Annotated in this window: 19 protein-coding genes; 9 read left to right on the top strand and 10 right to left on the bottom strand. The window is 63.2% G+C overall.

The genetic code is table 11. The features are described from left to right. Window positions 1-83: 83 nt before the first annotated feature. Window positions 84-833, bottom strand: a complete 750-nt coding sequence (locus tag EL191_RS06350; RefSeq protein ID WP_013714401.1) for a helix-turn-helix domain-containing protein — start codon at window positions 831-833, stop codon at window positions 84-86. A 241-nt stretch (window positions 834-1,074) separates the two neighbouring features. Between EL191_RS06350 and EL191_RS06345 the strand changes: the two genes are divergently transcribed. From EL191_RS06345 to EL191_RS06335, 3 genes are all read left to right on the top strand, one after another. Further along, complete coding sequence (locus EL191_RS06345) at window positions 1,075-1,779, top strand: hypothetical protein (protein WP_013714400.1); 705 nt, start codon at window positions 1,075-1,077, stop codon at window positions 1,777-1,779. A 61-nt stretch (window positions 1,780-1,840) separates the two neighbouring features. Next, window positions 1,841-4,237 carry an endopeptidase La gene (lon, locus tag EL191_RS06340; protein ID WP_041977429.1) on the top strand — a complete coding sequence of 799 codons (2,397 nt, stop codon included), beginning with the start codon at window positions 1,841-1,843 and terminating at the stop codon, window positions 4,235-4,237. Window positions 4,238-4,392: 155 nt separating this feature from the next. After that, complete coding sequence (locus EL191_RS06335) at window positions 4,393-4,785, top strand: protease inhibitor I42 family protein (RefSeq protein ID WP_013714398.1); 393 nt, start codon at window positions 4,393-4,395, stop codon at window positions 4,783-4,785. A gap of 245 nt (window positions 4,786-5,030) precedes the next feature. Here the strand turns inward: EL191_RS06335 and EL191_RS06330 are convergent, their stop codons facing one another. From EL191_RS06330 to kdgD, 8 genes are all read right to left on the bottom strand, one after another. Then, window positions 5,031-5,792, bottom strand: coding sequence for an ABC transporter permease (locus tag EL191_RS06330; protein ID WP_041977426.1), 762 nt, complete (start codon window positions 5,790-5,792; stop codon window positions 5,031-5,033). Beyond that, on the bottom strand, window positions 5,789-6,718 hold the full coding sequence (locus EL191_RS06325; RefSeq protein ID WP_041977424.1) for an ABC transporter ATP-binding protein: 930 nt from the start codon (window positions 6,716-6,718) through the stop codon (window positions 5,789-5,791). The genes EL191_RS06330 and EL191_RS06325 overlap by 4 nt, the downstream gene beginning before the upstream one ends. A gap of 201 nt (window positions 6,719-6,919) precedes the next feature. Then, a complete protein-coding gene (locus EL191_RS06320) occupies window positions 6,920-7,861 on the bottom strand; it encodes a 2-hydroxyacid dehydrogenase (protein WP_041977422.1) in 942 nt (313 codons plus the stop codon). Window positions 7,862-7,887: 26 nt separating this feature from the next. Next, window positions 7,888-9,306 carry an FAD-binding oxidoreductase gene (locus tag EL191_RS06315; protein WP_080764253.1) on the bottom strand — a complete coding sequence of 473 codons (1,419 nt, stop codon included), beginning with the start codon at window positions 9,304-9,306 and terminating at the stop codon, window positions 7,888-7,890. Between the two features lies 1 nt (window position 9,307). Beyond that, the gene (gene garD, locus EL191_RS06310; protein WP_041977419.1) at window positions 9,308-10,864 is read right to left on the bottom strand and encodes a galactarate dehydratase; all 1,557 of its coding nucleotides are present in this window, start codon (window positions 10,862-10,864) and stop codon (window positions 9,308-9,310) included. A 22-nt stretch (window positions 10,865-10,886) separates the two neighbouring features. Next, on the bottom strand, window positions 10,887-12,227 hold the full coding sequence (locus tag EL191_RS06305) for an MFS transporter (protein WP_041977416.1): 1,341 nt from the start codon (window positions 12,225-12,227) through the stop codon (window positions 10,887-10,889). 99 nt (window positions 12,228-12,326) lie between these two features. After that, window positions 12,327-13,676, bottom strand: coding sequence for a glucarate dehydratase (gene gudD, locus EL191_RS06300; RefSeq protein ID WP_013714391.1), 1,350 nt, complete (start codon window positions 13,674-13,676; stop codon window positions 12,327-12,329). Window positions 13,677-13,787: 111 nt separating this feature from the next. After that, window positions 13,788-14,699, bottom strand: coding sequence for a 5-dehydro-4-deoxyglucarate dehydratase (gene kdgD, locus EL191_RS06295; RefSeq protein WP_013714390.1), 912 nt, complete (start codon window positions 14,697-14,699; stop codon window positions 13,788-13,790). 328 nt (window positions 14,700-15,027) lie between these two features. Between kdgD and EL191_RS24390 the strand changes: the two genes are divergently transcribed. The 6 genes from EL191_RS24390 (at window position 15,028) to EL191_RS06270 (ending at window position 20,854) form a co-directional block, all read left to right on the top strand. Next, complete coding sequence (locus EL191_RS24390; RefSeq protein ID WP_164722331.1) at window positions 15,028-15,192, top strand: hypothetical protein; 165 nt, start codon at window positions 15,028-15,030, stop codon at window positions 15,190-15,192. Window positions 15,193-15,248: 56 nt separating this feature from the next. Then, on the top strand, window positions 15,249-16,643 hold the full coding sequence (locus tag EL191_RS06290; protein WP_013714388.1) for an enolase C-terminal domain-like protein: 1,395 nt from the start codon (window positions 15,249-15,251) through the stop codon (window positions 16,641-16,643). A gap of 36 nt (window positions 16,644-16,679) precedes the next feature. Then, a complete protein-coding gene (locus tag EL191_RS06285; protein WP_013714387.1) occupies window positions 16,680-17,657 on the top strand; it encodes a tripartite tricarboxylate transporter substrate binding protein in 978 nt (325 codons plus the stop codon). 64 nt (window positions 17,658-17,721) lie between these two features. Further along, a complete protein-coding gene (locus EL191_RS06280) occupies window positions 17,722-18,252 on the top strand; it encodes a tripartite tricarboxylate transporter TctB family protein (RefSeq protein ID WP_013714386.1) in 531 nt (176 codons plus the stop codon). Window positions 18,253-18,261: 9 nt separating this feature from the next. Next, entirely contained in the window at window positions 18,262-19,782 is a 1,521-nt protein-coding gene (locus tag EL191_RS06275) for a tripartite tricarboxylate transporter permease (protein WP_013714385.1), read from the top strand. Window positions 19,783-19,948: 166 nt separating this feature from the next. Further along, the gene (locus EL191_RS06270; protein WP_013714384.1) at window positions 19,949-20,854 is read left to right on the top strand and encodes a LysR family transcriptional regulator; all 906 of its coding nucleotides are present in this window, start codon (window positions 19,949-19,951) and stop codon (window positions 20,852-20,854) included. Between the two features lie 3 nt (window positions 20,855-20,857). On the opposite strand, the gene EL191_RS06265 is transcribed toward EL191_RS06270, so the two are convergent. Continuing rightward, window positions 20,858-22,012: an L-talarate/galactarate dehydratase gene (locus tag EL191_RS06265; protein WP_041977412.1), complete on the bottom strand. Its 1,155-nt coding sequence runs from the start codon at window positions 22,010-22,012 to the stop codon at window positions 20,858-20,860. Window positions 22,013-22,023: the final 11 nt, after the last annotated feature.

The following is a 22,023-nucleotide window of genomic DNA, read 5'->3' as shown; positions in this document are numbered from 1 at the left end:
ACCGGCAGCGATCTGCTTTGGCCCATCGTCGACTTACATGGCATGTGGCCTCACTGGTGGGCTGAAGCCCACCCTACTCAAGGCTATGCGGCGCGCAGGCGCTTCGGGGTCAGGCCCATATAGCGGCGCATTGCCGTGGTCAGGGCGCTTTGGCTGGAGAAACCACACTCCTCGGCGATCCGCACCAGCGGCAGGTTGCTCTCGCGCAGCATACGCGCGGCGCGGTCAAGACGGGTCTTGAGCAGGTACTGGTGCGGCGTGAGGCCGACGCAATCCTTGAACTGAGCGTGGAAGTGGCTGGGGCTGAGGCACATCTCGTGCGCCAGCTCGGCAACGCTGATGCGTCGCGCCAGATGCTCGCCGATGTAGTCGTCCAGGCGCTGCAGGTCCAGGGCGCCCTGTGGCTGCCTGCGTTGCTCACCGAACAGACGCAGGTGCAGAGCACGCAGCAGTACGCCACCGAGAGAGCGGGCGAGGATCGAGTCGCTGCCATAGCGTTCCAGTTCGGCGCCGGCATAGGTCAGCAGGTGCTGAAAATCGACATCGAGGGCAGGATAACGGGGGGTTTCGAAAAGGCGGTGGAGCAGCTCGAGATCTTCGCTGGGGGTATCCTGCTCGTCCAGATCGAGGATCAGCATGCGGTTGTCACCCATGCCGGCGAACTGATGAGCCGCATCGCCCGGCACCAGACAGGCGCGCATCCGGCAGACTTCCCCGCCGCGGCCACCGACCTCGAATTCGGCGCGGCCGACCAGGGACATCACCAACTGATGATGATCATGGGCATGTTCATGGGCCTGTTCATCCAGGCGAATCACACGGGCTTGCAGCATCGCTAAAGACTGGCGGCACGAAACAAGGGTTGCACTTTACTCCTTTTCAAGGGAAAACGCCGCAACCACCTATCAGCGAACAGGTTGCACCTATAGCAACCAAGCCACCAGGGCGCACCATCCCGTACCAGCCCGCGCCATTAGCGTGCACCCACACCATCCTGTCCGCCCATGTTCCGCAGCCCTGCTGCTGGCAGGAGAGTTGCTTTCAAGCTGCGACAAGCACAACAAGCGAGCCCCGATGAATGAAGCCACGCTGATTCTCCTGTCCCTCCTGGTCCCGCTGCTGGCGTTGGGCTTCGGGCTGGCGCATCGCGCGCAAAAGCGTCTGCGCAACGCCAGCAAGCAGGCCGATACCGAGATCGTGCAGCGCTGCCTCGACCTACTCCAGGCGCTACAGAAACACCGTGGCCTGGGCGCGCAGCAGGATGCCGATGGCATCGCCCAACGCCACGCACTGGCGCAGCAACTCGACGGGCTTTGGCTTGACTGGCCCGGCGCCAGCCAGCAACTGCCACCGCTGCAGCAGCACTGGCCGCAGTTACGCCGTAAACCGGCCGATTTCGATGCGCATTGCCGACTGATCGAAGCACTGTTACAGGTGATCGAACAGCTTGAAGATCGTCTCTACCGCCAACATCACCCTGGCGTTCGCGGCCTTGGTGAAGCCTGCCGCTCACTCGAAGACCTCGCCAGGCTGCGCGGCCTCACGGTCCGTGCAGCCAATTACGAGCGCTGTCCGCCCGGTCTGCAGATGCAACTGCGCTTTCTCTGCAATCGTCTGCTCGACCAGGAGCAGGACCCAGCGCTGTTGGCCCTGATCGATCGCCTGCAAAGCGACCTGATCGAGGCACCGCGAATTCGTCTCACCCCAGGCGAATGCTTCGCCTTGCTCACTCCGCTGATCGAACAGCGCCTGCTGGGCATTCGCCTGACTCTTGAGTGAACCGTTGAAATAACCCCGCGGTCGCCCCATGTAGCTCCCAACGTACACGTAAAGGTGCTCCATGAACGATCAGGACAACACCCCGGAAACCGTCGAAGTTCACGTCCAGGCCGATAGCACCGGTCTGGTATTGCCCGCGCAGCAGTTGCCGGACAAGCTCTACATCATTCCCATCCACAACCGCCCGTTCTTCCCGGCGCAGGTGTTGCCGGTGATCGTCAACCAGCAACCCTGGGGCCGTACCCTCACCCGTGTTGGCAACACCGAGCACAAGTGCATGGCGGTGTTCTTCGTCGACACGCCACCGGACGAGCACGGCGAATTCGATCTCGACAGCCTGCCCGAGCACGGCACCCTAGTGCGTGTGCATCATGTCAGCGAGGAAGGCGGCAAGCTGCAGTTTGTTGCCCAGGGACTGACCCGCGTGCGCATTCGTGGCTGGCTCAGCCGCCGTGGCCCATACCTGGCCGAGGTCGAATATCCGCAGGCGCCCAACGACCCGCGCGACGAGGTCAAGGCCTATGGCATGGCGCTGATCAACGCGATCAAGGAGCTGCTGCCGCTCAACCCGCTGTACAGCGAAGAGCTGAAGAACTACCTGAACCGCTTCAGCCCCAACGATCCGTCGCCGCTAACCGACTTCGCCGCCGCGTTGACCACCGCCCCGGGCCGCGAGCTGCAGGAAGTGCTGGATACCGTGCCCATGCTCAAGCGCATGGAGAAGGTACTGCCGCTGCTGCGCAAGGAGGTCGAGGTCGGCCGCTTGCAGAAAGAGCTGTCGGCTGAAGTGAACAAACAGATCGGCGAGCGCCAGCGCGAATTCTTCCTCAAGGAACAGCTCAAGCTGATCCAACAGGAGCTGGGCATCAGCAAGGACGACAAGAGCGCCGACCGCGAGGAGTTCCTCGCCCGCCTCGAAGGCAAGACCCTGCCCGCACCGGCGCAAAAGCGTATCGACGAGGAACTGAACAAGCTGTCGATCCTGGAAGCTGGCTCGCCGGAATATGCTGTCACCCGCAATTACCTGGACTGGGCCACAGCCCTGCCCTGGGGCATCCATGGCCAGGACAAGCTCGACCTCGGCCGCGCGCGCAAGGTGCTGGACAAACACCACGCGGGCATGGACGACATCAAAGAGCGCATCACCGAGTTCCTGGCCGTCGGCGCCTTCAAGGGCGAGATCGCCGGCTCCATCGTGCTGCTGGTCGGCCCACCCGGCGTGGGCAAGACCAGCATCGGCAAGTCCATCGCCGAATCCCTCGGCCGGCCGTTCTACCGCTTCTCGGTGGGCGGCATGCGTGACGAGGCGGAGATCAAGGGCCATCGCCGCACCTACATCGGCGCCATGCCCGGCAAACTGGTGCAGGCACTGAAGGAAGCCGAGGTGATGAACCCGGTGATCATGCTCGACGAGATCGACAAGATGGGCAGCAGCTACCAGGGCGACCCGGCCTCGGCGCTGTTGGAGACCCTTGATCCGGAGCAGAATGTCGAATTCCTCGATCATTATCTGGATTTGCGTCTGGACCTGTCCAAGGTGCTGTTCGTCTGCACCGCCAACACCCTCGACTCGATTCCCGGCCCGCTGCTCGACCGTATGGAAGTGATCCGCCTGTCCGGCTATATCACCGAGGAAAAACTGGCCATCGCCAAGCGCCACCTGTGGCCGAAGCAGCTGGACAAGGCTGGCGTGCCGAAAGCACGCCTGAGCATCAGCGATGCAGCCTTGCGCGCGGTGATCGAAGGCTATGCCCGCGAAGCCGGTGTACGCCAACTGGAGAAGCAACTGGGCAAGCTGGTGCGCAAATCGGTGGTCAAGCTACTGGAAGATCCCGAAGCGAAGATCCGCATCGGCGCCAAGGATCTGGAAGATGCCCTCGGCATGCCGGTGTTCCGCAACGAGCGGGTGCTGGCCGGCACCGGGGTGATCACCGGCTTGGCCTGGACCAGCATGGGCGGTGCCACCCTGCCGATCGAGGCGACGCGCATACATACGCTCAATCGCGGCTTCAAGCTCACCGGCCAGCTCGGCGAGGTGATGAAGGAATCGGCGGAGATCGCCTACAGCTACGTCAGCTCGCATCTCAAGCAGTTCGGCGGCGACCCGACCTTCTTCGACCAGGCCTTCGTCCATCTGCATGTACCGGAAGGCGCCACGCCCAAGGACGGCCCCAGCGCCGGCATCACCATGGCAAGCGCCCTGCTTTCGCTCGCTCGCAACCAGGCGCCGAAGAAAGGCGTGGCCATGACCGGCGAACTGACCCTCACCGGCCAGGTGCTGCCCATCGGTGGCGTGCGCGAGAAGGTGATCGCGGCGCGGCGGCAGAAGATCCATGAACTGATCCTGCCAGAAGCCAACCGTGGCAGTTACGAGGAGTTGCCGGACTACCTCAAGGAAGGCATCACCGTGCACTTCGCCAAGCGCTATGGGGACGTGGCCAAGGTGCTGTTCGACTAACACCACAAAGATCGCCGCTGAAGCGCCTCCCACAGAGCACAACCTGATCATGCTCTCGTGGGAGGGGCTTTAGCCGCGACGGTATAAGCAGCGAGGTCGCGCCCGGCAAGCCAATGCGGCTATGCTGGGCCAGGTTTCATCGACTGGAGTTCGTCATGCACGCCACCTTGCGCCTGCTTACCTTGCCCGCCCTGGCCCTGCTTACGGCCTGTGCTCATCAATCCGGCACGCTGGAATTGAAGAAGGACCGGCAGTGCCCGCTGACGCTGAACAAGGGCCAGCAACTGATCCTCAGCCTACCGAGCAACCCCACCACCGGTTTTCGCTGGGAAGTCCGTGACAATGCAGCGAGCGTACTGCAGAGCCTCGGCCCCGAGGTGTACAGCAATCCGGAAGACGCCGGGCTGGTGGGCGCAGGCGGCATCTCCACCTGGCGCTTCACCGCGCGTGAGCCGGGCGAAGGTCGCCTGCTGCTGACCTATCAGCAACCTTGGGAGCCGAATGTGCCGCCGGCAGAAACCTTCGAGTGTGAACTACGAGTGAAGTGACGAAGGCTGATTCTATGGGAGGGGTTTCAGCCGCGACGGCTCGAAATCAGTCGCCGCTAAAGCGCCTCCCACGGTTCCGTGCCACCACCTATTCATGGACGGGTTACACCCGCTCTAAAGGCCGCAAACGAACAAGGGGCGCATGATGCGCCCCCTCATGTCTATCGTTTCGCGGCTGAAGCCGCTCCTACAATCAGAGGCGTACGCGACCTATGTAGGAGCGGCTTCAGCCGCGAATGCCAAGCTCAGCTCTTGAGCCGGTAGCCGGTCTTGAAGATCCAGCCCACCAACAGGATGCACAGCGCCAGAAAACCCAGCACCATCGCCAAACTGACGCCGACGTTGACGTCGGACACGCCATAGAAGCTCCAGCGGAAGGCGCTGATCAGGTACACCACCGGGTTGAACAGGGTCACCGTCTGCCAGGCTGGCGGCAGCATGCTGATCGAATAGAAGGCGCCGCCGAGGAAGGTCAGCGGCGTGACGATCAGCGCCGGGACGATCTGCAGTTTCTCCCAGCCATCGGCCCACACGCCGATGATGAAGCCGAATAGGCTGAAGGTCAGCGCCGTCAGTACCAGGAACGCCGCCATCCACAGCGGATGCTGAATCTCGAAATCGACGAACAGCCTTGCGGTGAGCAGGATGATCAGACCGAGAATCACCGACTTGGTCGCCGCCGCACCGACATAACCGATCAGAATCTCCAGGTACGAGACCGGTGCCGACAGAATCTCGTAAATGCTCCCCGAGTACTTGGGCATGTAGATGCCGAACGAGGCGTTGGAAATGCTCTCGGTCAGCAGTGCCAGCATGATCAGGCCGGGAATGATGAAGGCGCCGTAGCTCACGCCGTGCACCTGGGTCATGCTCGAACCGATGGCCGAGCCGAACACCACGAAGTACAGCGACGTACTGATCACTGGCGTGGCGATGCTCTGCAGCAGGGTGCGCCAGGTGCGCGCCAGCTCGAACAGGTAGATGGCCTTGATGGCGTACAGGTTCATGCGCGCGACTCCTCCAGCAGTGACACGAAAATCTCCTCAAGTGAGCTCTGGCTCGACTGCAGATCCTTGAAGTCGATGCCGTGCTGAGCGAGATCGCGCAGCAGCTCGGCGATACCGGTGTTCTCGTGCTGCGCATCGAAGGTGAACACCAGGGCATGGCCCTGATCGGCCAGCTCCAGGCCATAGCGCGCCAGCTCGGCCGGCACGCAGGACAAAGGCTGCTGCAGGTGCAGGGTCAGCTGCTTCTTGCCCAGCTTGTGCATCAGCACCTGCTTGTCCTCCACCAGGATGATGCGGCCCTTGCTGATCACCCCGATGCGGTCGGCCATTTCCTCGGCCTCTTCGATGTAGTGGGTGGTGAGGATGATGGTCACGCCGCGCTCACGCAGGCGCCGCACCATGTTCCACATGTCACGGCGCAGCTCGACGTCGACGCCCGCGGTGGGCTCGTCAAGGAATAGAATCTGCGGCTCGTGCGAAAGCGCCTTGGCGATCATCACCCGGCGCTTCATGCCGCCGGACAGTTCCATGATCTTGGCGTTACGTTTGTCCCACAGCGACAGATCCTTGAGCAATTGCTCAAGGTAGGCCGGATCGGGCTTCTTGCCGAACAGACCACGGCTGAACTTGACCGTCGCCCAGACGGTTTCGAACACGTCGCTGACCAGCTCCTGAGGCACCAGGCCGATCTGCGAGCGGGCCGCGCGGTAGTCGCGGACGATGTCCTTGCCGCCGACAAGCACCCTGCCCTCACCCGGATTGACGATGCCGCAGATGATGCTGATCAGGGTGGTCTTGCCGGCGCCATTGGGGCCGAGCAAGGCGAAGATCTCGCCCTGGCGAATCTCCAGGTCGATGCCTTGCAGCGCCGGATGCCCGGACGCATAGATCTTGTTCAGTTGCTGGATGGAGATGACCGACTGCACGGTGGATGGCCCCTTGCCTGCGGAAAACGCCACAGTTTACAGGGCATGAGGCACCGACATCAGCGCACGGAAGAAAAAACGGCGCACTTGTGGTGCGCCGGGGATGCTGCAGGTGAGGTAGAAAACGATTACAGCGCTTGTGGCGATGTAACGATAGGCCTGGCGGCAAACGCCGCCTGGCGTATTCCGTGGCGAGCGGGATCAGAGCGGCGTCAGCAACTTGCCGGTAGCGATGAAGGCGCGCAGGTTGTCCAGCACCAGATCAGCCATCTGCTGGCGCGTCTCGACGCTGCCGCTACCGACGTGCGGCAATAGCACCACGTTGTCCAGTTCGCGCAGCGCCGCCGGCACCTGAGGCTCACGCTCGAAAACGTCCAGCCCGGCACCGCCGATCACCTTCTGCTGCAACGCCGCGATCAGTGCGGCCTCATCGACCACCGAGCCACGTGCGACGTTGACCAGAAAGCCGTCCGGGCCCAGAGCCTCGAGCACCTCGGCGTTGATCAGGTGATGGGTGGCCTTGCCGCCCGGGCAGGTCAGCACCAGGAAATCCGCCCAGCGCGCCAGCGCCAGCAGATCCGGCTCATGCTGGTAAGGGCTGCCCTCGACCGCACGGCGATTGTGGTAACGCACTGGCATGGAGAAACCCGAGGCGCGCAAGGCCACTGCCTCACCGATGCGGCCAAGGCCGACGATGCCCAGGCGCTTGCCGCTGACCCGACGCGCCAGCGGGAAACCCGTGGTGCTGTTCCAGGCGCCGCTGCGCACGAATCGATCGGCCTCGGACAGGCGCCGCGCGCTGTCGATCATCAGGCCCATGGCCAGGTCGGCCACGCAGTCGTTGAGCACGTCCGGCGTGGTGCTGAGCACAATGCCGCGATCGCGCAGCAGGTCCAGTGGATAAGGGTCGTAGCCGACACCAAAACTGCAGATGGCGCGCAGATTCGGCAGCAGCGCGAGCTGCTCAGCCGTGCAGCCGAAACGAGCCGAGGACACCATGTAGATGAACTGCTCGCCCTGTTCACGCAGGAACGCCAGTGGCTCGGCCTGCTGCCACAGGGCGCTGACCTCGTACTCTTCGGCCAGCTCGCGGTTGAAACACTCGCTCAGCGGGCCGATCTGCAGCACCTTGGGTTTGCTCATGGTTCCTCCTGTTTGGATCTTGCGATTTACAGCAATTTGCCCGGATTCATCAGCCCGGCCGGATCCAGCACCTGCTTGACGCGGGCCATCAACTCCAGCTCCAGCGGCGCCTTGTAGTGCTGCGCGGCCAGGCGCTTGGACTGTCCCAGGCCATGTTCGGCGCTGATACTACCGGCATAGTGCAGGGTCTGGTCGTAGATCACACGCATGATCGCCTCGGCCTGCGCCTTGAAGGAACCATCTTCGGCACCGACCGGTTTGCTGATGTTGTAATGCAGGTTGCCATCGCCAACGTGACCGTAGGCGACGATGCGCACACCCGGGAAGGCCTGCAGCAGCGCAGCATCGGTACGTTCGATAAAGTCGGGGATACGGCTGACCGGCACGCTGATGTCGTGCTTGAGGCTCGGTCCTTCGTGGTTCTGCGCCTCCGAGATGCCCTCGCGCAGCGCCCACAGGGCGCGCACCTGCGCGTCGCTGGCAGCGACCACGGCATCCAGCGCCACACCTTGCTCGAAGGCAGCGCCAAGGCCCTCTTCCAGTAATTCGTTCAGGGGTGCATTGGGCTGGGTGTCGCTCAGCTCGATCAGCACGTACCAGGGATGCCTGTCGGCGAACGGATCGCTGACACCGGCGACATGACGCAGGACGAACTCGACGCTTTGCCGCGACATCAGTTCGAAACCGGTCAGGCGGTCGCCACACAGACCGCGCATCTGCCCGATCAGCTCGACGGCCGCCTGTGGGCTGGGCAAGGCGACCCAGGCGGTGGTCAGGCTGCGCACCGCCGGGAACAACTTGAGCACGGCGGCGGTGATGATGCCCAGGGTGCCCTCGCTGCCGATGAACAGGTGCTTCAGATCGTAGCCAGTATTGTCCTTGCGCAATCCGCGCAGGCCGTTCCAGATGCGCCCATCGGGCAACACCACTTCCAGCCCCAGGGCCAGGTCGCGCATGTTGCCGTAGCGCACCACCGCAGTACCACCGGCATTGGTCGCCAGATTGCCACCGACCGTGCAGCTACCCTCGGCCCCCAGCGACAGCGGGAACAGCCGGCCGACCTCGGCGGCGGCCTCCTGTAAATGCTGCAGGATCACCCCAGCTTCGACGGTGATGGTTTCATTGCCCACGTCCACTGCACGGATGCGCTTCATACGTGTCAGCGACAGCACGATCTGCGCTCCACTGTCGTCCGGGATCGAGCCGCCGCACAGGCCGGTATTGCCACCTTGTGGCACCAGGGCGACGCCGGCCTGCGCGCACAGCCGCACCACGGCAGCAACCTCCTCGGTCGAGGCCGGGCGCAGCACGGCAGCGGCCTGGCCGCGGTAGGCGCCGCGCCAGTCGCTGAGGTAACTCTGCATGCGCTCGGCGTCAGTGATCAGGCCAGCCTCGCCGACCGCCTCGCGCAATGCCTGGAGCAGATTATCGGACAGGCCACTCATCTCAAGTCACCGGCGCCGGGTTGAACAGCACCAGGTCGTTGTGCAGGCGCAGGTGCTCGGCGCAGGTCTGCTTGCGACCGCTGGCCACGTCTAGGTAGAGCTGGAAGATGTGCCAGCCCATTTGCTCCAGTGTCATGCGCCCCGAGACGATCTGCCCAGCGTCGACGTCGATCAGATCCGGCCAGCGCTCAGCCAGTTGCGTGCGTGTGGCCACCTTGATCACCGGCACCATGGACAGGCCATAAGGCGTGCCGCGCCCGGTGGTGAAAATGTGCAGGTTCATGCCCGCCGCCAGTTGCAGGGTGCCGCAGATGAAGTCGCTGGCCGGCGTAGCGCAGAACCACAGGCCCTTGCCACGAATGCGCTCGCCCGGCGCGACCACGCCGGCAATCGGGCTGTTGCCGGACTTGGCGATGGAACCCATGGCCTTCTCGACGATGTTGTTCAGCCCGCCTTTCTTGTTGCCCGGTGTGGTGTTGGCGCTGCGGTCGGCCATGCCGCGCTGCAGGTAGCGGTCGTACCAGCCCATCTCGCGGATCAGCGCATCCGCCACCTCGACAGTAGCGGCGCGCGGCGTCAGCAGGTGGATGCCGTCACGCACTTCGGTGTTCTCGGAGAACATCACGGTAGCGCCGGCGCGCACCAGCAGGTCGGCAGCCACGCCAAGGGCCGGGTTGGCGGTGATGCCGGAGAAGGCGTCGCTGCCGCCGCACTGCATGCCGACCACCAGTTCGGCAGCCGGCACGGTCTCGCGACGACGCTGGTCGAGCACTTTCAGGCGATCCTCGATCATGCCCATGATCTGCTCGACCATGCCGGTGAAACCGGTGCCGGAATCCTGCAGGCGGAACAGCCAATCTTCCTCGTCCATGCCGTTGGTGAGCTGGTCGCCATCCATCAATTGGTTGGCCTGCAGCTTCTCGCAGCCGAGGCTGATCACCAGCGCCTGGCCACCCAGGTTGGGGTTGCGGCTGATGTTGTATAGCGTGCGGATCGGCACCACCGCGTCCGGCGCGTTGATCGCCACACCACAGCCATAGCTGTGCGACAGCGCCACCACGTCGTCGACGTTGGGGTACTTGGGCAGGACTTCCTTGCGCACGCGCTCGACCACATGATCGAGCACACCGACCACGCACTGCACGGTGGTGGTCACGCCGAGGATGTTGCGCGTACCGACGCTGCCGTCCGGGTTGCGGAAGCCCTCGAAGGTATAGCCTTCCAGCGGCTCGCCGGGCGAGGTCTTGAGGGTCGCCTTGGGCAGGTTGTCCAGCACCGGCGGCTCGGGCATGCGCAACACCTGCTCGGTGACCCAACTGCCGGCGGCGATGGGCTTGAGCGCATAGCCGATGACCTCGCCATAACGCACCACCTCGCCACCTTCGGCGATATCCACCAGCGCCACCTTGTGGCTCTGCGGGATACCTTCGACGGCTTTGAGACCATCGTCGAACTGACCGCCGGCGGCGACACCCTGGTCGTTGACCACTACGCCGACGTTATCGGTCGGGTGCAGGCGGATGTAACGGGGCGAATCCTGATGGGGAATCAACTGCATGATGCTTGCTCCTGTTGTGCACTCAGGATACCGAGCCGGATGCGGGCCCAGAGGCGCCCGCGTCCAGCTCGACCCTGTGAATACGGCCAACGATCAGGCCGAAGCTCACGACCGCCAGCAGGGCATTGAGACCAACATAGGCCAATGCCCAATCGAATGATCCGGTACGGCTGACCAGGTAGCCGATGACTATGGGGGTGGTGATCGCTGCCAGATTGCCGAAGGTGTTGAACAAACCGCCGGACAAACCGAGGATCTGCCGCGGCGAGGTGTCTGCTACCAGCGTCCAGCCCAGCGAACCGAGGCCCTTGCCGAAGAAGGCCAGAGCCATCAGCGCCACCACGGCGGTGTCGCTATCTGCGAAAATGCACAGCACCATACTGCTCGACAGCAGCAGCCCGAGCACCATCGGCAGCTTGCGCGCCAGGGTCAACGAAAGACCGCGGCGCAACATGCCATCGGACAGCAAACCACCCAGCACGCCGCCAACACAACCGCTGATGGCTGGTAAGGCGGCGGCGAAACCGGCACCCAGAATGGTCATGCCGCGCGCCTGCACCAGGTAAACCGGGAACCAGGTGAGGAAGAAATAGGTGATGGCGTTGTTGCAGTACTGACCGAAGTAGATGCCGATCATCGTACGCTGGCGTAGCAGCAGGCTCAGGTAGCGCCACTGCGAACCGCCACTGCCCCCCCGCTGCCCTTCCAGATCGATCAGCGCCCCGCCCCGCTCCAGGTGGGCCAGCTCGGCCGCCTCGATACGCGGGTGCTGGCGTGGGCCATGCAGTTGCTTGAGCCACAGGAAAGACAGCGCCAAACCGAGGCAACCGAGCACGATAAATACCGTTTGCCATCCCATCGTCTGCACTACCCAGCCCATCAACGGTGCGAACAGCGCCGTGGCGGCGTACTGCGCCGAGCTGGAGATGGCCGTAGCGGTGGCGCGCTCGGTGGTAGGAAACCACGAGGCGATAATGCGTGCATTCCCAGGAAAGCACGGCGCGCTGGCAAAGCCCACCAGCAGCCGCAGGAGAAACATCGAGGTCACCGCCCAGGTGGTCGGCAGCCAGCCGACGAAGCCCTGCAGCAAGGTCAGCGCCGACCAAGTGAACAGCGCCAGGGTATACACCGGCTTGGTGCCGAAGCGGTCGAACAGCCAGCCGCCCGGAATCTGCCCGATCACGTAAGCCCAGCCGAACGCCGAAAAGATGTAGCCGAGCGTCACCGCATCGATGCCCAAACCGGCCTGCATCGCCGAACCGGCGACCGACAGACTGGAACGGTCAGCGAAGGTGATGGTGGTGACCAGAAACAGCATCAACAAGATGCTGTAGCGCACACGACCCGGTTTGGCATCTGGCATCGGCAAGGCTCGCGAGACAGAAGGAAAGGTTCAGCCCGTAGGTGAGCCGGACACCCGTAGGGTGGGCTTCAGCCCACCCTACGGGACTGCGGGCTTGGCTCAACGCACCAGGCAGGGCTTCTTGTTATTGAAGGTCCAGTTGGGGATCAGGTACTGCATGGCGATGGCGTCATCGCGCGAACCCAGGCCCTTGGCCTTGTACAGCTCATGCGCCTTGGCCAATGCATCCCAATCCAGCTCGACGCCGAGGCCTGGAGTCTTCGGCACCTGCACCAGACCACCCTCGATGCGCAGCGGGTTGCGCGTCAGGTACTGGCCGTCCTGCCAGATCCAGTGGGTATCGATGGCGGTGACGCGACCCGGCGCCGCAGCGGCGACGTGGGTGAACATGGCCAGGGAGATATCGAAGTGGTTGTTGGAGTGCGAGCCCCAGGTCAGGCCCCAGTCGTTGCACATCTGCGCCACACGCACGGAACCGGCCATGGTCCAGAAGTGCGGGTCAGCCAGCGGGATATCCACCGATTGCAGGGAGATGGTGTGGCCCATCTGCCGCCAGTCGGTGGCGATCATGTTGGTCGCGGTGGGCAGGCCGGTGGCACGACGGAACTCGGCCATCACTTCACGACCGGAGTAACCGTTCTCGGCGCCGCAAGGGTCTTCTGCATAGGCCAGCACGCCATGCAGATCGCGGCACAGGGCGATGGCCTGATCCAGCGACCAGCCGCCATTGGGGTCGAGCGTCACGCGCGCATTCGGGAAACGCGCAGCCAGGGCACGAATCGCTTCGACTTCGGCCTCACCATGCAGCACACCGCCCTTGAGTTTGAAATCGTTGAAGCCATAGCGCGCATGTGCGGCCTCGGCCTGGCGGACGATGGTTTCCGGGGTCAACGCGGTCTGGTTGCGCACGCGCTCCCAGGTGTCATCGGCATCGCGCTCGTCGCGGTAACCGAGGTCGGTCTTGTCCTTGTCACCGACGAAGAACAGGTAGCCGAGCATTTCCACCGCATCACGCTGCTGGCCTTCGCCGAGCAGTGCGGCGACCGGCACGCCAAGGTGCTGACCAAGCAGGTCGAGCAACGCCGACTCCAGCGCGGTGACGGCATGGATGGTGATGCGCAGATCGAAGGTCTGCAGACCACGGCCGCCGGAATCACGATCAGCGAAGGCGCGGCGTACCTGGTTGAGCAGCGCATTGTAGTTGCCGACCGGCTGGCCGACGAGGATCGAGCGGGCGTCTTCGAGGGTCTTGCGAATGCCCTCGCCGCCTGGGACTTCGCCGACACCGACGTGGCCGGCGCTGTCCTTGAGAATGAGGATGTTGCGGGTGAAATAAGGGCCGTGGGCACCGCTCAGATTGAGCAGCATGCTGTCTTGACCGGCGACCGGTACGACTTGCAGCTCGGTGATCAGCGGAGTGCCGACAGCGGCAGGAATCTGTGAAGTCATGAGCGTTACCCTGTTGTTCTTATGCGGGTTCGACAATGTTTCAACGTACTCGCGCCCGGCCTGCCGAAACGCGACTGGGCCGCTCGCTGCAGCGAGCGGCCCTCTGCGCTATTACTGCGCGCCTTGGGCTTCGATCAGCTTGGCCAGGGCTTCGTATTCGTCCGGCAGCAGATCGGTCAGCGGAGCACGTACCGGCCCGGCGTCGTAACCGACGATCTTGGCACCGGCCTTGACGATGCTCACGGCATAGCCGGCCTTGCGGTTACGGATGTCCAGGTACGGCAGGAAGAAATCGTCGATCAGCTTGCCAACGGTGGCGTGGTCTTCAGCCGCGATGGCGCGGTAGAAGTCCATCGCGGTTTTCGGGATGAAGTTGAACACGGCCGAGGAATAAACCGGCACACCCAGCGCCCTGTAGGCGGCGGCATAGACTTCAGCGGTCGGCAGGCCGCCGAGGTAGGTCAGGCGCTCGCCCAGGCGACGACGGATCGACACCATCAGCTCGATGTCACCCAGGCCGTCCTTGTAGCCGATCAGGTTCGGGCAACGCTCGGCCAGTTGTTCCAGCAGATTGGCGTTGAGGCGGCAGACGTTGCGGTTGTAGATCACCACGCCGATGTTCACCGACTTGCACACCTGCTCGACGTGAGCGGCAACGCCGTCCTGCGAGGCTTCGGTCAGATAGTGCGGCAGCAGCAGCAGGCCCTTGGCGCCCAGGCGCTCGGCTTCCTGCGCCATCTGGATGGCAACGCGGGTCGGGCCGCCAACGCCAGCCAGGATCGGTACGGACTTCTCGCAGGTATCTACGGCAGTCTTGATCACGGCGCTGTATTCGTCCGGCGCCAGGGAGAAGAACTCGCCTGTACCGCCGGCAGCGAACAGAGCGGAAGCACCGTAAGGTGCCAGCCACTCGAGGCGGCGGATGTAGCCAGCCTGGTTGAAATCACCGGCAGCATCGAAGTCGGTCACCGGGAAAGACAGCAGACCGGAGGAGAGGATGGACTTAAGTTCTTGTGGATTCATTATGCGAACACCCTGTAAAGCGAGTTGTGAGGAATTACGTCAGCCGCAGCTGTAGAGATACGTTATCGTACAACAACAAAAAAAACACCAGTTTTCGTATCGTCCGTTCGTCGAAGTTTTTTCGCCGTCGTCCGACCTGGCCACAAAACCGCACCTCAAGCGCTAGAGCCAAGCGTAGAGCAGGCTCCATCATGGCGCCAGATGAGATGGCAGCGCAATCATCATTCGCCATGAGCAGCGTTGACAGGCCTGGAACAGGCTGGTACTAATTTCACCAAGTCATACGACAACCTATGACATTCCAATAAAAACAAACGAGGCCCAGGTCATGTCACAGACCTTCACTGCCGCCCTGCCCTGCCATCGTGCTGGTCATTGCACCGATGCCAGCGGCCGCCCGAACAGCGTATTCCGCGCGGGCTTCGTTGCCTTCTTTGCCCATGCTCTTGCTTGCTGCAGCGAGGATCGCCTGCTGATCCCGGTGCACGACTGAACCGTACCTTCGCCATTGCGGCCGAGGGCCGCACCAGTATCGGAGCCCCAGCCAAGATGTACGAAGCCCCCCGCAGCAGCACACCCCAGATCGTCGAGATGCAGGTCATTCCGGTCGCCGGCCATGACAGCATGCTGCTCAACCTGTGCGGCGCCCACGCCCCCTATTTCACCCGCAATCTGGTGCTGCTCAAGGACAATGCCGGGCGCATCGGCTGCGGCGAAGTCCCAGGTGGCGAAGGCATCCGCCAGGCCCTGGAGCGCTGCCGCGAACTGGTGATCGGCCAATCGGTCGGCCGTTACAACCATGTGCTCAATCGCCTGCGCCAGGCCATCGCCGGCCCGGCCAAGGGGCCGCAGACCACTCAGCATCAGGTCACCTCCGAGTCCGAAGCTCGTGTACTCAAGCAACCGCACGAGATCAACCTGCGCCTGGACAACGTGATCACCGCGGTCGAAGCCGCCCTGCTCGATCTGCTCGGCCAGCATCTCGACGTGCCGGTGGCCGAGCTGCTCGGCAGCGGCCAGCAACGCGATAGCGTGCCGATGCTCGCTTACCTCTTCTATATAGGTGAGCGCCAGCGCACCGATCTACCCTACCTCGCCGGCAAGGGCTCGGCGGACGACTGGTACCACCTGCGCCATCAGGCCGCACTGACGCCAGAGGCCATTGCCCGCCTGGCCGAGGCGGCGCATGCGCGCTACGGCTTCAACGACTTCAAGCTCAAGGGCGGCGTGATGCGTGGCGCCGAGGAGATGGACGCGATCCGTGCGATCAAGGCGCGCTTCCCCGAGGCCCGCGTGACCCTCGATCCCAATGGCGCCTGGTCGCTGGATGAGGCCATCGCCCTGTGTCAGGGCCAGAACCATGTGCTGACCTATGCCGAGGACCCCTGCGGCCCGGAAAACGGCTACTCGGGCCGCGAGGTGATGGCCGAATTCAAGCGTGCCACCGGCATTCCCACCGCCACCAACATGGTCGCCACAGACTGGCGGCAGATGGGGCATTCGCTGCGCCTGGAAGCCGTCGACATCCCCCTGGCCGACCCGCACTTCTGGACCATGCAGGGCGCCGTACGCCTCGGCCAGGTCTGTGAAGAGTTCGGCCTGACCTGGGGTTCGCATTCGAACAACCACTTCGATATTTCCCTGGCCATGTTCACCCATGCCGCCGCCGCCGTACCGGGCCGCGTCACCGCCATCGATACGCACTGGATCTGGCAGGAAGGCGAGGAGCGCCTGACCTGCGAGCCGCTGCAGATCGTAGGCGGCCAGGTGCAGGTCTCGGACAAACCCGGCCTCGGTATCGAGCCGGACATGGAGCGGATCATGGCCGCACATGAGCTTTACAAGAAGGTGGCCAACGGCGCGCGTGACGACGCCATGGCCATGCAGTACCTGGTTCCGGGTTGGCAGTATGACCCGAAACGTCCCAGCCTAGGCCGCGACTGACTCGCGCGGCTTTTTATCCCAACCCGGAGTATTCCAATGAAAAAAACATTCCGCGCTTCTCTGCTCTCTGCCCTGGTCGGTGTCGGTGCCCTGGTCACCCATGCCGCCACTTTCGCCGATGAAGTCAACTGGCCGACTCGCCCAATCCAGGTGGTGGTTATCGCCAACCCCGGTGGCGACACCGACTTCAACGCCCGCATGATGGCCAAGTACTTCAACGAGATTACCGGCAAGACCATGGTGGTGACCAACGTCGCTGGCGGCGGGGGCACCCTGGCGGCCGAACAGGTCAAGGGCGCAGCGCCGGACGGCAACACCATCCTCTTTACTCACCCGGGCCAACTGATCGTCAACGAAGTGGCCGGCCTGACCGAAGACAGCTACGAAGCCTTCGATGTCTCCTGCATCGCCGGCGTGGACAAGAGCGCAGTTTTCGTCGCTAACAAACAGTCCGGCATCACCAGCATGAAAGACCTGATCGAGAAGGCCAAGGCCAATCCGGGCAGCATCACCTACGGCACCGAGATCGGTAACTTCTCTCACGTGCAGGGCCTGCAGCTGGAAAAGCTCACCGGTACCAAACTGAAAATGGTCGACGGCGGCACTGTGTCTGACCGCGTAGTGGGCATGCTCGGTGGTCGTCTTGATCTGGGCGCAATGAGCTATGGCGCCGTTCAGGACTACGTCAGCGGTGGCCAGATGGTCGCTCTGGGCCAACCTAACGCCGAGCGCAACGCGCTGATCCCTGACGTACCGACCCTCAAGGAGCAAGGCCTGGACATCACTCTGGACAAGCCGTACGTGGTCGCCTTCCCGAAAGGCACCGATCCGGCGATCGTCAAAAAGATGTCTGACATCATGCAGCAGATCACCGAGAAGCCTGCTTACGCTGAAGACCTGAAGAAGTTCAAGCAGCCGGTCGCGTTCTTCGCCACCGAAGACGCCAAGCAGATTCTGGCCAAGACCCGCGAAGACTTCATGCAGTTCAAGGATCAACTGCGCCAGGCCAAGTGAGTCATGACGCAGCGCCGGCCCAATGAATGGGCCGGCGCTGTGTATTCGTTTTTCGAGGTTTCACATGAGCACCACCGCAAAAAAGAAAGAGCTGATCGTCGGCATCGCCATGATCGCCGTCAGCCTCGCCTACATGGTGATGGCTTATCAGCTTCCTGGGCATGACGGCATTGATGCCGGCACCCTACCCGTACTGCTGGCCGGTTTTCTGACCCTGCTGGGCGCGTTCCAAGTGATCAGCGCCCTGTCCAGGAAAATGCCAGACGCCGAAACGACTGCCCCTGCTACAACACCCAGCGACCTGCCAGAAGTGCCCAAGGAAGAAGTACCTCGCGAGGTCATCGAACCGAAAACCGTGCTACTGACCCTGGGCCTGATCCTGGGCTACATGGCGCTGCTCGGCCCGGTCGGGTTTCCAATCATGACAGTGATCTACCTGTACCTGCAGTTTCTGGTGCTCACACCCGTGACGCAAAAACCCCGGCATGTAGCCTATCTGCTAATCGCAGTAACCTGCTCGGCCGTCATCTTCCTGCTGTTCCGCGAGGCCTTCGACCTGTTGCTGCCCGCTGGCCTGCTGAACAACTTCCTCTGAGGATCGACCATGCTCGAATTACTGCAGCAAGGCTTCGGTGCCGTCTTCTCATTGAACATTCTGATGCTGATGGCCATTGGCGTGGCCATGGGCATCGTTTTCGGCGCCGTGCCAGGCCTGTCGGCCACCATGGCCGTAGCCCTGTGTCTGCCGCTGACCTTCACCATGGGCCCGCAAGCCGGCCTGTCGCTCCTGGTCGCGCTGTTCATTGGGGCCACGTCCGGGGGGCTTATCTCGGCGATTCTGTTGAAGATTCCCGGAACGCCCTCATCGATCGCCACGGTATTCGACGGCGGGCCACTGATGGAACAGGGCCACGGCGTCAAGGCGCTGGGCGTGGGTATCGTGTTCTCGTTCCTCGGCACCATCTTCAGTATCGCGGCGCTGATGTTCATCGCTCCGCAGCTGGCCAAGGTGGCCCTGAGCTTCGGGCCCCATGAATACTTCGCCATCGCCGTGTTCTCCCTGACACTGATCGCCACCCTGTCGGCTGGCTCCATGGTCAAGGGCCTGTTCGCCGGTGCGCTGGGTATCGCCGTGTCCACCGTGGGCATCGCCCCGGTCGAAGCCATTCGCCGCTTCACCTTCGGCGTCAGCGAGCTCAATGGCGGCTTCTCGATGCTGACAGTGATGATCGGCATGTTCGCCGTGGCCGAAATCATCAAGCTGGCCGAAACAGGTCGCCATGCCGTGCAGGGCAAGGCCAAGTCGGTGAGCATGAAGAACATCAAGGGCTTTGGCTTCTCGCTCAAGGAATTCCGCGAGCAACTGCCCAACGCTGGCCGCTCCGGCCTGATCGGCCTGGGCATCGGTATCCTGCCGGGCATCGGCGCGGGCACCTCGAACCTGGTGTCTTACATCATCGCCAAGAAGCGTGCGAAAGACGGTGACACCTACGGCAAGGGCAACATCGGCGGCGTGGTGGCCAGTGAGACCGCCAACAACGCCGGTATCGGTGGTGCCATGATGCCGCTGATGACCCTCGGCATCCCGGGTGACACTGTTACCGCGATCATGCTTGGCGGCTTCCTGATCCACGGCATCCAGCCAGGCCCCCTGCTGTTCATCAGTCAGGGTCCGCTGGTGTACACCATTTTTGCCGCCCTGATCGTCGCCACCTTCATGATGCTGTTCATGGAGTTCTACGGCCTGCGCCTATTCATCAAGCTACTCGACGTGCCTAAGCACATCCTGTTGCCGATCATCCTGGTGCTGTGCGTAGTCGGTGCCTTCGGTCTGTCCAGCCGCCTGTTCGACGTCTGGTCGATCCTGCTGTTCGGTCTGCTCGGCTATGGCTTCGTCAAGGCTGGTATGCCGGCCGCGCCGTTCATCATCGGCTTCATCCTCGGGCCGATGGCGGAAACCAACCTGCGCCGCGGCCTGATGCTGTCGGACGGCAGCTTCACCGACTTCTTCACCAACCCCATCGCCGGCACCTTCCTGGGTCTGGCGCTGGTGTTCGTGCTCTGGCAGGTATTCAGCGCGCTGCGTCCCAAACCCAGCGCGATCAACGAAATCCTGCGTACCTGATCCACTCACCGCCCCCTCTGCTCAGGGGGCGGTCCTTTTTCCCTTCCCGCTTATTGCCTCAAGCGCTCTACAACGCCGCCTGCAACGGCTTGTGGCAGATGATGGACGCTCACATTGATCCAGGTCTAATCTAATTGATCACTTGATTGATACCTGGAATGAATCAATGTTCGACCTGGCCCAACTGCGTTGTTTCACCACCCTCGCCGCCGAGCTGAACTTCCGCCGCGCCGCCGAGCGCCTGAACATGACCCAGCCACCGCTGAGCCGGCAGATCCAGCTGCTCGAGCATCAATTGGGGGTAGCGCTTTTTACCCGCAGCACCCGCTCGGTTGCATTGACTGCAGCCGGCCGCGCTTTCTTCGTCGAAGCCCAGGCACTGCTCGACCAGGCTCATCGCGCCGCACAAAGCGCCCGCCTGGCGGCCATCGGTGAAAGCGGTTCGTTGAACATCAGCTTCGTCGCCAGCGCGGTGTACGACGTGCTGCCACGCGCGATCACCACCGCCAAGCGCGAACGCCCTGGCGTGGATATCGCCCTGCTGGAGATGAGTACCTTCGAACAGGTACAGGCACTGCGTGCCCGGCGTGTGGACCTGGCCATCGTGCGGGCGCCCTTGCAGCAACCCGGCCTGGTCAGCGAATGCCTGCTGCGCGAGCCCTTCGTGCTGGCTGCGCCCACCGAACATCCACTGGCGCAGCACGAAAGGCCGACCCTGGAAATGCTCCATGGCCAACCCTTCATCCTTTATGCACATACGGCCTGGCAGCCCTTCAACGAACTGCACACCGGCCTGTTCCGCGCAAGCGGCATCCAGCCGGAGTTCGTTCAGGCGCTGGGGTCGACCCTGACCATCCTGTCACTGGTCAACGCCGGCATGGGGTTGGCGCTGGTGCCGCGTAGCGCCAGCGCCATTCGCTTCGAGCAGGTGTGCTTCCGCGAGCTGCCGCTACCCAAAGGCGTATGCGGGGAGCTGCATCTGGTCTGGCGCGACGACAACGATAACCCCGCATTGCCAGCGGTGATCGAGGCCGTGCGCCAGGCTGCTCGCGACATCTATCCGCCGAGCTGAAGATCAGGCGCGCTTGCCGACTTCCGCCTGCTGCACCGTCCAGCCAGCCACCTGCTCGCTCAGGCTCAGGCCAAGGCCCGGACGGGTCGGTACCTGCATGCGTCCGTCGCGAATTTCCAGGCGCTCGTTGAACAGCGGCTCCAGCCACTCGAAATGCTCGACCCAAGGCTCGCGCGTATGACTGGCGGCCAGGTGCACGTGCAGCTCCATGGCGAAGTGCGGTGCCAGGGTCATGCCGGCCTGCTCGGCCAGGGTCTGCACGCGCAGGTATGGGGTGATGCCGCCGACACGCGGCGCATCGGGCATGAGGAAATCGGCGCCACGCTGGCGGATGAACTCCCAATGCTCGGCCGGGCTGGTGAGCATCTCGCCGGTGGCGATTGGCGTATCGAACAGACGCACCAGCTCGGCGTGGCCTTCAGCGTCGTAGCAGTCCAGCGGCTCCTCGATCCAGATCAGATCGAAGGGCTCCAGACGACGGCACATGCGCCGCGCGGTCGGGCGGTCCCATTGCTGGTTGGCGTCGACCATCAGCGGGAAACTCTCGCCCAGATGCTTGCGCACCGTGCTGACACGATGGATGTCCTGCGCCCAATCGGGCTGGCCGACCTTGAGCTTGATACCGCCAATGCCCTTCTCACGGGAGATGTCGGTGTTCTTCATGAGCTGGTCGAGCGGCGTATGCAGAAAGCCGCCGGAGGTGTTGTAGCAGCGTACGGAATCGCGGTGGCTGCCGAGCAAACGCGCCAGCGACAAGCCGCTGCGTCGTGCCTTGAGGTCCCACAAGGCGACGTCGAAGGCGCCGATTGCCTGGGTCGCCAGGCCGCTGCGGCCGACCGACGCGCCGGCCCAGCACAGCTTGTCCCAGAGCTTGGCGATATCGCTGGGGTTCTCGCCGATCAGGTTCGGCGCCACTTCCAGCGCATGGGCGAACTGGCCGGGGCCACCGGCTCGCTTGGAGTAGCTGAAACCGAGGCCACGATGACCATTGCGGGTCTCGATCTCGGCAATCAGGATGGCGATCTCGGTCATCGGCTTCTGCCGGCCGGTCAACACCTTGGCATCGCTGATCGGGTTGGCCAGCGGCAGGGCTACCGAACGCAGGCTCAGCCAGGCAATGCGATCGTCATCGGCGCGTGGGGCGGCGTTATCAGTCATGGTTTCTTCCT

This window comes from Pseudomonas mendocina (assembly GCF_900636545.1).
Classification (GTDB): domain Bacteria; phylum Pseudomonadota; class Gammaproteobacteria; order Pseudomonadales; family Pseudomonadaceae; genus Aquipseudomonas; species Aquipseudomonas mendocina.
Note: the sequence above shows the minus strand (reverse complement) of the source record. Positions and strands in the feature narration are given on the sequence as shown.

Coding starts and splice junctions, on each gene's coding strand:
- EL191_RS06315 (WP_080764253.1), bottom strand. CDS start 9,306: ATGAGTGGCCTGTCCGATAATCTGCTCCAGGCATTGCGCGAGGCGGTC.
- EL191_RS06270 (WP_013714384.1), top strand. CDS start 19,949: ATGTTCGACCTGGCCCAACTGCGTTGTTTCACCACCCTCGCCGCCGAG.
- EL191_RS06345 (WP_013714400.1), top strand. CDS start 1,075: ATGAATGAAGCCACGCTGATTCTCCTGTCCCTCCTGGTCCCGCTGCTG.
- EL191_RS06265 (WP_041977412.1), bottom strand. CDS start 22,012: ATGACTGATAACGCCGCCCCACGCGCCGATGACGATCGCATTGCCTGG.
- EL191_RS06350 (WP_013714401.1), bottom strand. CDS start 833: ATGCTGCAAGCCCGTGTGATTCGCCTGGATGAACAGGCCCATGAACAT.
- gudD (WP_013714391.1), bottom strand. CDS start 13,676: ATGACTTCACAGATTCCTGCCGCTGTCGGCACTCCGCTGATCACCGAG.
- EL191_RS06330 (WP_041977426.1), bottom strand. CDS start 5,792: ATGAACCTGTACGCCATCAAGGCCATCTACCTGTTCGAGCTGGCGCGC.
- kdgD (WP_013714390.1), bottom strand. CDS start 14,699: ATGAATCCACAAGAACTTAAGTCCATCCTCTCCTCCGGTCTGCTGTCT.
- EL191_RS06285 (WP_013714387.1), top strand. CDS start 16,680: ATGAAAAAAACATTCCGCGCTTCTCTGCTCTCTGCCCTGGTCGGTGTC.
- garD (WP_041977419.1), bottom strand. CDS start 10,864: ATGCAGTTGATTCCCCATCAGGATTCGCCCCGTTACATCCGCCTGCAC.
- EL191_RS06305 (WP_041977416.1), bottom strand. CDS start 12,227: ATGCCAGATGCCAAACCGGGTCGTGTGCGCTACAGCATCTTGTTGATG.
- EL191_RS06280 (WP_013714386.1), top strand. CDS start 17,722: ATGAGCACCACCGCAAAAAAGAAAGAGCTGATCGTCGGCATCGCCATG.
- EL191_RS06275 (WP_013714385.1), top strand. CDS start 18,262: ATGCTCGAATTACTGCAGCAAGGCTTCGGTGCCGTCTTCTCATTGAAC.
- EL191_RS06335 (WP_013714398.1), top strand. CDS start 4,393: ATGCACGCCACCTTGCGCCTGCTTACCTTGCCCGCCCTGGCCCTGCTT.
- EL191_RS06290 (WP_013714388.1), top strand. CDS start 15,249: ATGTACGAAGCCCCCCGCAGCAGCACACCCCAGATCGTCGAGATGCAG.
- EL191_RS24390 (WP_164722331.1), top strand. CDS start 15,028: ATGTCACAGACCTTCACTGCCGCCCTGCCCTGCCATCGTGCTGGTCAT.
- EL191_RS06320 (WP_041977422.1), bottom strand. CDS start 7,861: ATGAGCAAACCCAAGGTGCTGCAGATCGGCCCGCTGAGCGAGTGTTTC.
- lon (WP_041977429.1), top strand. CDS start 1,841: ATGAACGATCAGGACAACACCCCGGAAACCGTCGAAGTTCACGTCCAG.